We start from the raw sequence: 9,857 nt of genomic DNA, 5'->3' as shown, positions 1-9,857 counted from the left end.
GCTGTATTCCCGATTACTTTTACGAGTAATGGAGAATGCAGCTTTTTTTGTATGAGAAAACGGGTTACTCGTCATCGTCACCAAATGTACGAGCTTGCCGGAGTGAAGAGTTTTTCCTCGTTTCCCTGAAATCGCCGATGGATTAGATCGGAAATTTCGTTTTTACATTGTAATCTTGCTCCACTATAGTATGGATTACAGAATTAATATACTGAAATTTCTGTTCATAATTCGTAATGAATGGGAAAGGAGCTTTTATGAAGCAGGATTCCTCAGTACGCTTCCACTATGCATGGGTAATTGCCGCAGTGACTTTCTTCATTCTTTTGATTGGCGCAGGGATTCGGTCGGCACCTGGAGTATTTATGGTGCCCGTTGAGCAAGAATTTGGCTGGAGCCGTTCTTCTATTTCCTTTGCTCTCTCTGTCAATTTGCTGTTATATGGTTTGGTTGGGCCGTTTGCTGCAGCAGTTATGGATCGTTTTGGCATCAGGCGCATTACAATTCTGGCTCTGTTTATGCTGGCATTAGGAGCTGCTCTGACTACATGGATGCAGTCATCCTGGCAGTTGACACTGTTGTGGGGAGTGGTCGTTGGTCTCGGATCAGGGTGTACAGCATCAGTATTGGGGGCGATGATTGCCAATCGGTGGTTTGTTAAGCAACGTGGTCTGGTCATGGGGATTTTGACAGCAAGCGGTGCTACGGGACAGCTAGTGTTTTTGCCCTTGCTAGCCAGTTTGGCTGAATCGGATGGCTGGCGTATAGCGTCTTGGGTAATTGCTTCTGTCGCACTCGTCATGGTGCCAATGGTTGCGATGCTGATGCGAAATCACCCTAGCGATAAAGGGCTATTCGCTTATGGGGCGACTGTAGCTGATCGAGAGCATGTCGCTCCGGCACAAAATCCGTTTCGGGCGGCAATGAAAGGGCTTCACACAGGTCTTCGTTCTTTTGATTTCTGGTTGTTGGCTGGCAGCTTTTTTATTTGTGGCTTGTCTACGAATGGTTTGATCGGAGCTCATTTTATTGCTGCCTGTATGGAGCATGGTATTCCAGCAGTTACTGCCGCTAGTCTGCTCGCTATGATTGGGATTTTTGACATTATTGGAACGACCTTTTCCGGATGGCTGTCGGATCGTTACAATAATCGCTGGCTGTTGTTCTGGTATTATGGACTTCGCGGTCTTTCCTTGATGTTTCTTCCTACTGCGCTGTCATCTTCGACATTTAGTTTGGGGTTGTTCATCGTCTTCTACGGTTTGGACTGGGTTGCCACAGTTCCTCCGACAATGAGATTGACGACCGATATTTTTGGCAGGGAGCAAGCAGGGATTTTGTTTGGATGGATACTGGCCGCCCATCAATTGGGAGCAGCAGTAGCTGCTTACGGTGGCGGAGTCGTCTATACGGTATTGAACAGCTACTTCTTTATGTTTATTGTCGCAGGAGCATTTTGTCTGCTCGCTTCTTTTATGGTAATGAGAATTGGAAGGAACGCGCTCAGCGTAGATGTTTCCCGGAATATGTAACGGTAAAAGCGCGAAGTTAACCCCCAAGGATTCAGTACCTTGGGGGTTAGTTTTACGCAAGGGGGGCCAGCGGGAGAGAGATGCGGAAAATAGCACCGCATAACGCGCCATTTTCAACTTCAATCCGGCCATGTGAACGCTCAATGATTGCTCTGGAAATAGCCAATCCTAGCCCTACCTCGCCATTTTTCCCTTTGACAAAGCGGTGGAACAAATGAGGCAGCAAATCTTCCTGGATGCCTGCTCCATCATCAATAACATGAACGGTTACAAAATGTTTCCCGACTTCCACAGCGATGACGATCTTTTCTTTAGCGTGTCGTAACGCATTGCCAATGATGTTGAGAAAAGCCTGGAGCACCTTTCCCTCATCTACATGAACAATGTCGGGAGTAGTGGCGGCACGAATTTGAATGGAAATCTTTTTTTGCAGCTGGAGTGGATGAAGTCGCTCAATTGCGCGGTTCACCAGATCCGTTGCCGAATGATCGGAGGGACGAAACAAATTTTCTTCACTCTCAAGCTTCGCCAGCAAAATGATTTCGGTAACGATATGCTTTAAGCGATTTGTTTCTTCTACGATAACATCCAATCCTTTTTGTGCCGCTGCCTCTGCGAAAACACCATCGCGTATTCCTTCCGCATATCCTTGAATCGACATGAGTGGAGTCTTTAATTCGTGTGAGGCGTTCTGTAAAAATTGCCGCTGAATTTCATGAAAGCGATCAAGCTCCTGCGCCATGGAGTAGACACTCTCTGCTACTTCTGCAATCTCCCCACGGGCCGGGACAAGCTGGACGTCAGAGAAGCGTCGAAACTGTATTTTTTTGATTTCTGTGGTCAGTTTGTTCAATGGTCGCACCATGCTGCGTGTGATAAAAAAACTGAGCAAAATCGTCGAAACAGCCCCGATGCATACGATCAGCAACATATTTGTCGTGAGTTCCATTCGCACATCTTTCAGCCCGCGAACTGGTGATGCGAGGATAAGGCGCTGCTTTTCATCGTTTTTAAGAGGAAGATTGACAACGACATAGTCGTCTTGGCCAATGATCCAGATGTTCTTATTTTGCCGTTTCTCCGCTTTCCGTTCCAAGGCTTGCAGCCAATCGTTTACATTCGAAGAAGGCAAGGTGGTATAAAGCACTTTCTTCTTTTTACCAATCAATAGCAACTCTACCTTGCGATTGGACACGAGCAGCTTGTCCAGCTCGGAGATGTCCGCATCTGTAATTTTTTGATCGGCAAGAGTCGTTTTTTCAATCCAGAACTGGCCTTTTAGCGTCAGTTCCTTCTTTTGCTGGGCAATTAAATGGTCGAGCAAAAAAGAATTGATCAGAACAGCAGATATTCCGGTCACCAGGCAAAGGAGCAGCGCGAACATCAAGGTGATACGCAACTGGATATTCATCCTTCGTTTGGCCCCTCCATTTTGCGCAAGCGATAGCCGAATCCCCAGACTGTCTCTAGCGGAATGTGATTCAGTTTTTTGCGTATGCGGCGGATCAAATCATCGACGACACGGTCGCTGCCAAAATAGTCGTAGCCCCAGACGAGCGTCAGCAATTCATCTCGGGAAAAAGCCCGATCTGGATTCTCTGACAGCAGGCTGAGCACCTGAAATTCTTTTGCAGTCACTTCTACCTCGTGCCCCAGCGAATAGACGAGTCGTTTGTCTTTATCCAATACGAGAAGACCTTCTGGAGCAGAGTTTTTACCTGGTGCTGGCGCCGCTACAGAGGCGAGTCCCGATTGTGAAGCAGGTTGACGCATATGTTCCCAACGTTTTAAAGCACGATTGACGCGCGCTACCAGCTCACGCGGGCTAAACGGCTTGGTTAAATAATCATCGCTGCCAAGCTCCAATCCGAGTATTTTGTCCACTTCCTCATCACGAGCAGAAATCATGATGATAGGCGTTTCAGATTCCGCGCGGATGCGACGGCAAAATTCATATCCGTCAATACCGGGCAACATGATGTCTAAAACCCAAAGGTCAGGGGGAGCCTCTTCTTTTAGAAAAAAGGCTTCCTCTGCCGATCCTACGGCATCTATCAGGTAGCCTTCTTTTTGCAAATAGGCGGCAACAATCTGGCGAATGTTCACATCATCATCAACTATGGCGATACGAAAGTCTTTCATCGGGTTCCTCCGCAGGGCTTATCTTCACAAGCTATTGTACAACAGTTTTTTCTCCGATCCGTTGCCAGCGCGGTTTTCCCATACTTTTCCCACACTTTTTTGCAAGCCTTACAGCTTTGTAAGATCCATGCAAGGCAAATCGATGGGAGAGACGCTTGGAAGCTTGTACAATCAAGGTAACAAACAAACGGAGGGGATACACCATGAGAAAACTAATGAAGATAGCCGTGCTGTTCTTCGGACTGCTGATCGACACCAAAACAATGATTCGCACCTCCGATTTGGAAATGATCGTTAAGCTGTAATGGTTTCGTTCAGCATTATCCAATGAATCAGAGCGGCAGGGCGTCGGGTATCCGGCGTCTTTTTTGTTTTGAAAAAGATGAACATGAATATGTCGATCGAGAGGCTCGCAGAATGGCAAGGGCAGGGGAGAAGTGCCATCGGCGGGTTGACTTTTAAAACATTACATATAATATTGTATTGAAAAGGATCAGGACTCGTATGGGAGAGTGAGTGTTATGTCAGAAAAAAAGGCGTTGTGGACGAAGGATTTTGTGATCCTGGCGCTCTCCAACTTTATGCTGTTTGTCGCTTTTCAGATGCTTCTGCCCACCCTTCCCGTATATGTGACTGATATGGGCGGAGATCAACTGGCGGTAGGGCTTGTCATCAGTCTTTTCACTGTGTCAGCGCTGCTTGTGCGTCCGTTTGCCGGGAAAGCGCTGGATACGATCGGGAGAAAGCCAGTCCTTTTACTCGGCTTGGCGATTTTTCTGCTGGCGGTTGCAGGCTACTATTGGATGGTCAGCGTGGCATTGGTGTTGGCGATTCGTTTTTTGCACGGGATCGGTTGGGGAATCGTCACGACGACTTACGGAACCATTGTGTCTGATATCATTCCTCGGGAACGCAGCGGAGAAGGTATGGGCTACTTCGGGATGTTCAGCAATTTGGCGATGGGCTTCGGTCCGCTTCTGGGGCTGTGGGTTTCGCAAAACTGGGGATACGGCTGGCTTTTTGCCATCTCAGCAGGCTTGACTGCGTTAGCGATGATACTGTCGCGCCTGGTAAAATTCAAACCGATTGTTCCGGCGAAAAAACAGCAAGGAAGCGTGTTAAGCGGGCTTTTGGAAAAGGCAGCGCTGTTTCCGTCCTTGTTGAATTTGTTGATCGGAATCATTTACGGAGGAATCGTCAGCTTTATTACTTTGTTCGGGATTGAGGTCGGAATCGTCAATATCGGGTTGTTTTTCTTGTTCAATGCGATTGCACTGATGGCGGTTCGGCCTTTGGCTGGGAAGTTGTTTGATCGCAAGGGGCCTGTGTGGATTTTGCTTCCCGGTGGAGTTATCCTGGGCGGCGGATTGCTTATGCTGTCGTACAGTACGACTGAATGGCAGATGATCCTTGCCGCGATATTGTTTGGTATTGGTGTTGGCGGTGTGCAGCCTTCCTTGCAGGCGTGGACGATCAAACGTGTCGATCCGACCAGAAGGGGCGCGGCTACGGGGACGTTTTTCTCGGCATTTGATTTGGGGATCGGCGGTGGTGCCATGATTTTGGGGGCGATCGCCAAAATGACCAGCTTTGCCGTGATGTATCGTTATTCATTAGTAGCGCTCGGACTTTACTTGTTGATTTACCTCATTTATTTGGCCCGGCAAGGCAAAAAGACTGCTATGTCCGAATCGATTTCTTCTTGAGATCGGTTCGGCTTTTTTTATTTTTGCATAAGAAAAGCGGGTATGGCAAAACATAAGTGAATGTAAAACAGCTATGGAATAAAATGGTGTGTCGATGCTGCCGTAAAAGCGGAGCGAAAAACTGAGAAAAACAAGGGGAATCGATTGATTCGACTGGAATTTTTGGACGTGCCCTCTTTCTATATGGTATAATAACGTATTGTGATAACCAGTTGGAGGTTTACCGTTTATGGCAGAAGAAACTGCTCGGTTTCCCAAAGTCGATATTAGCCAAGAAATGAGAGAGTCGTTCATCAGCTATGCGATGAGCGTTATCGTCAGTCGCGCGCTGCCTGATGTTCGCGACGGTTTGAAGCCTGTGCACAGGCGTATTTTGTATGCCATGCATGATATGGGTCTTACTCCTGACAAAGCGTTCCGTAAATCGGCAAACGTAGTCGGGGAAGTAATGGCGAACTACCATCCGCATGGTGACTCTTCCATCTATGAAGCAATGGTAAGGATGGCTCAAGATTTTAATATGCGTTATATGCTCGTCGAAGGGCAAGGAAACTTCGGTTCTGTTGACGGTGACCCGGCAGCGGCCATGCGTTATACAGAGTCGCGTTTTTCCAAGCTGGCATTGGAGCTTCTGCGCGATATTGATAAAGAGACAGTTGATTTCACGCCTAACTACGACGGGCGCAAGGAAGAGCCTGTAGTCTTGCCTTCTCGTTTCCCGAACCTGCTTTTGAACGGTGCGTCGGGGATTGCCGTAGGGATGGCAACCAATATTCCGCCGCATAACTTGACGGAAGTGATTGATGGCGTCATTGCCATGATCGACAGTCCGGATATTACGGTTCAAGACTTGATGAAAATCATCAAAGGCCCGGATTTCCCTACAGCGGGAGAGATCCTTGGGGTAAGTGGCATTCGTCGTGCTTACGAAACGGGTCGAGGCTCGATTATCATGCGAGCGAAAACCCAAATTGAAGAGGAAAAGGGAAAACCGCGCATTATTGTGACGGAAATTCCTTATCAGGTAAACAAGGCAAGACTCGTTGAGAAGATCGCGGAGCTTGTCCGGGAAAAGAAAATCGAAGGCATTACCGATCTGCGCGATGAGTCTGACCGTAAAGGTATGCGCATCGTAATGGAGCTGCGCCGCGATGTCATTCCGAAAGTTGTGTTGAACAATCTGTTCAAGCATACGCAAATGCAGACTACTTTCGGTGTGAACATGCTGGCATTGGTCGATGGCCGCCCACGCGTCCTCAATCTGCGTGAGATGTTGTATTACTATCTGCAGCATCAACGCGTCATTATTCGCAGAAGGACCGAATACGATCTGAAGCAGGCTGAAGCGCGCGCTCACATTTTGGAAGGCTTGCGCATTGCCCTGGATCATATCGATGAGATTATCAGCCTGATTCGTTCTTCGCAAACAACGGAAGAAGCTCGAGAGGGGCTGATGAGCAACTTCGCCCTGAGCTACGAGCAGGCACAAGCGATTCTCGATATGCGTCTGCAACGCTTGACCGGGTTGGAGCGCGAGAAAATCGAGAACGAGTACCAGGAGCTGTTGGTGAAGATTGCGGAGCTGCGAGCTATTCTTGCTGATGAAGCCAAAATCTACGCGATTATTCGCGAAGAGCTCGGCGAAATCAAGGAGAAGTTCGGAGACGAGCGGCGCACCGCCATCGCTTTTGATGAAAATCATATCGAAGACGCTGATTTGATTCCGGAAGAGGATGTCGTAATTACGCTGACTCATGACGGATATATCAAACGTCTGCCTGTATCCACTTATCGTTCACAAAAACGCGGTGGACGGGGCGTTCAGGGATTGGGAACGAAGGATGACGACTTTGTTGAACATCTGTATATTACCAATTCTCATGACTACATCATGTTCTTCACAAGCAAGGGCAAGGTGTACCGTCTGAAAGGCTTTGAGATTCCAGATCTCAGCCGCACGGCAAAAGGCACTCCGATCATCAATCTGATCCAGATTGAAAAAGGGGAGCGGGTCAGCGCGGTCATTCCAGTCAAGGAATTTGATCATGAGCGATTCCTGTTCTTTGCTACAAAGAAAGGGATTATCAAGAAAACCACGCTGGAATCGTATGAGAACATTCGCAAAGGCGGACTGATTGCAGTCAATCTGCGCGAAGACGATGAGCTGATTGGTGTTCGTTTGACTGACGGGAAACAAGAGATCATCATGGGTACGCAAAAAGGGATGTCTGTGCGTTTTAACGAGGGTGACGTGCGGACAATGGGACGCAACGCAACCGGCGTGAAGGGAATTACGCTTGACGACGATGACAATGTCATTGATATGGACGTCATCAAGCCAAACGCGGAAGTTCTCATCGTAACGGCAAACGGTTACGGCAAACGGACTCCTGTTGAGGAATACCGTATTCAGTCGCGCGGTGGTAAAGGGATCAAGACGCACAATGTCACGGAACGCAGCGGGCATGTAGTCGGCCTGAAAGTGGTGGAGCCAGAAGAAGATTTGATGATTATCACCACTTCCGGTATTATCATCCGCACGGAGATGAAGGGTATCTCTGTAATGGGACGTTATACGCAAGGCGTGAAGCTGATCCGTCTGTCTGAAAACGAACAGGTAGGTTCAGTAGCCAAATGCCCACCTAATGAAGATGATGACGATCTGGAGGACATGGAAGAAGCAGTTGACGGAGTTGACGCTCCATCCAATGTGGAACCAGACGATCACGAACCAATAGAAGAATAATGCCAAGATCATGAATGGAGCGCTCCGAGTTTTGTGGGGCGCTCTTTTTTGAACAGAAAGTTTGCCCAAACTGTTACTTTATTCCTGCAATTGGTTTGAAATTGGAGTAAAATTGGGAAAAGAAAACTATGTGATTACAAGTTGGATCGGGTGGTGACCAGGTTGCCCATCGTGGAAGTGAAGCAACTGAACAGCGGAGCAAGATTGGCAGAGGAAGTTTATACGGCATTAGGGGGAATCCTGTTTTCAAAGGGCACCCCTATTTACGAGAAAGAAATTGAATTTCTCGAAGCTTTTATGATTAAGAAGGTACATATCGAGGAAGTTGGGACTGGATATATATCTGAGCAAACGGAAGCACCAGCGGAAGAGCCGGTGAAAAGTTCCGACAAGTCGCCTACCATCAAGCCAGCGATTCAGGAGTCTTTTGAAAAAGCGGTATCGACACTGAAAAACTTGATGATTCGTGTGCAGGGCGGAAATAACATTCCGGTGATGGAAGTGCGTGAGGTGGTTACGCCGATCATTACCGAGTTCCAGCAGCAACCGCAAGTATTGCTGTCATTGCGGCGTTTTGCGCGCATGGACAGCTATACGTATGAGCATGCGATTGCGGTCGGAATCATTTCTTATATGATTGCAAAATGGATCAAAGTTCCGGAAAAGGAATGGATGCAGGTTGCGTTGGCGGGAACTTTGCTGGATATAGGAAAGACGAAAATCGACCGCAGAATTTTGCAAAAGCCGGGGAAACTGACGGATGATGAATTTGAAGAGATCAAAAAGCATACCGTCTATGGCTATCAAATCATCAAAGCGTCCCACGGGCTGAGTGAAGGCGTTGCCTTGGCAGCTTTGCAACATCACGAGCGGGAAGATGGATCGGGATATCCTTTGGGGTTGCCTGGTTCAAAATTGCACCTGTACAGCAAAATCGTTGCAGTAGCTGATGTGTATCATGCGATGTGCTCTGACCGCATTTATCAAAAAGCGCTCTCGCCGTACGAAGTAGTCGAGCAATTGGTGCAAGACAGCTTTGGCAAGCTAGACCCGACGATCGTGCGCACCTTTGTGGATGGGATTACGCAATTTGCAGTTGGAACGATTGTAGAGTTAAGTGACGGTACGATTGGGAAAATTGTATTTACGGACCGTAATCACCCTACTCGACCGATGGTAGAAGCCAAAGGGAGAATCGTAAATCTGGTGGAATCGAGACATTTGGCGATTCTTCGTGTCTTGGAGCAATCGTAAAAAGAGTGGAGAGGCGATAAAATTCGCCTCTTTTCATTTTTATTTAACGGATTTTAAATATATTTTAAAAAAGTGCTTGCGCATGTCTTTTATACGTGATAAGATACATCTTGTCGCTTCGCTAGAGGCGAACATCAAATAAGAAAAGAAGATAAAGGTATTGACTTCTTCAATCTCATTTGATAAAGTATTGAATTGTCGCTGCTGAGCGAAACGAGCCAAGAAAAAACTTCTTGCAAAAACTCAGCGGGCATGATAGGATAGAAAAGTCGCCTTGAGAGGCGAAAAGAAAAAATGTTCTTTGAAAACTGAACAGCGAAAGCGTTGATGAGTCTATCATTAAATGATTTGCCAGCTTTGAACCAGTAACAAACTTTATTGGAGAGTTTGATCCTGGCTCAGGACGAACGCTGGCGGCGTGCCTAATACATGCAAGTCGAGCGAGGGTTTTCGGACCCTAGCGGCGGACGGGTGAGT

General features: G+C 47.5%; 6 protein-coding genes and 1 rRNA gene. 5 read left to right on the top strand and 2 right to left on the bottom strand.

The features are described 5' to 3' along the window. The first annotated feature begins 257 nt into the window (after window positions 1–257). The gene (locus tag EDM60_RS28320) at window positions 258–1,532 is read left to right on the top strand and encodes an MFS transporter (protein ID WP_122966904.1); all 1,275 of its coding nucleotides are present in this window, start codon (window positions 258–260) and stop codon (window positions 1,530–1,532) included. 52 nt (window positions 1,533–1,584) lie between these two features. Here the strand turns inward: EDM60_RS28320 and EDM60_RS28315 are convergent, their stop codons facing one another. Together EDM60_RS28315 and EDM60_RS28310 are read right to left on the bottom strand one after the other, a co-directional pair. Next, window positions 1,585–2,943: a sensor histidine kinase gene (locus EDM60_RS28315; RefSeq protein WP_122966903.1), complete on the bottom strand. Its 1,359-nt coding sequence runs from the start codon at window positions 2,941–2,943 to the stop codon at window positions 1,585–1,587. Beyond that, complete coding sequence (locus tag EDM60_RS28310) at window positions 2,940–3,674, bottom strand: response regulator transcription factor (protein ID WP_122966902.1); 735 nt, start codon at window positions 3,672–3,674, stop codon at window positions 2,940–2,942. Before EDM60_RS28310 ends, EDM60_RS28315 begins: the two co-directional genes overlap by 4 nt. Window positions 3,675–4,195: 521 nt before the next feature. On the opposite strand from EDM60_RS28310, the gene EDM60_RS28305 reads away from it, so the two are divergent. The 4 genes from EDM60_RS28305 to EDM60_RS28290 all read left to right on the top strand — a co-directional run. Next, the gene (locus EDM60_RS28305) at window positions 4,196–5,380 is read left to right on the top strand and encodes an MFS transporter (protein WP_122966901.1); all 1,185 of its coding nucleotides are present in this window, start codon (window positions 4,196–4,198) and stop codon (window positions 5,378–5,380) included. 229 nt (window positions 5,381–5,609) lie between these two features. Continuing rightward, on the top strand, window positions 5,610–8,126 hold the full coding sequence (gyrA, locus tag EDM60_RS28300) for a DNA gyrase subunit A (protein WP_122966900.1): 2,517 nt from the start codon (window positions 5,610–5,612) through the stop codon (window positions 8,124–8,126). 162 nt (window positions 8,127–8,288) lie between these two features. Further along, entirely contained in the window at window positions 8,289–9,380 is a 1,092-nt protein-coding gene (locus tag EDM60_RS28295) for an HD-GYP domain-containing protein (protein WP_122966899.1), read from the top strand. Window positions 9,381–9,755: 375 nt separating this feature from the next. Beyond that, window positions 9,756–9,857 (top strand): 16S ribosomal RNA (locus EDM60_RS28290); the annotation flags it as partial.

The organism is Brevibacillus parabrevis, from assembly GCF_003710905.1.
Lineage (GTDB): Bacteria > Bacillota > Bacilli > Brevibacillales > Brevibacillaceae > Brevibacillus > Brevibacillus parabrevis.
The sequence above is the reverse complement of the archived record's forward strand: the minus strand, read 5'-3'. Positions and strand labels throughout refer to the sequence as shown.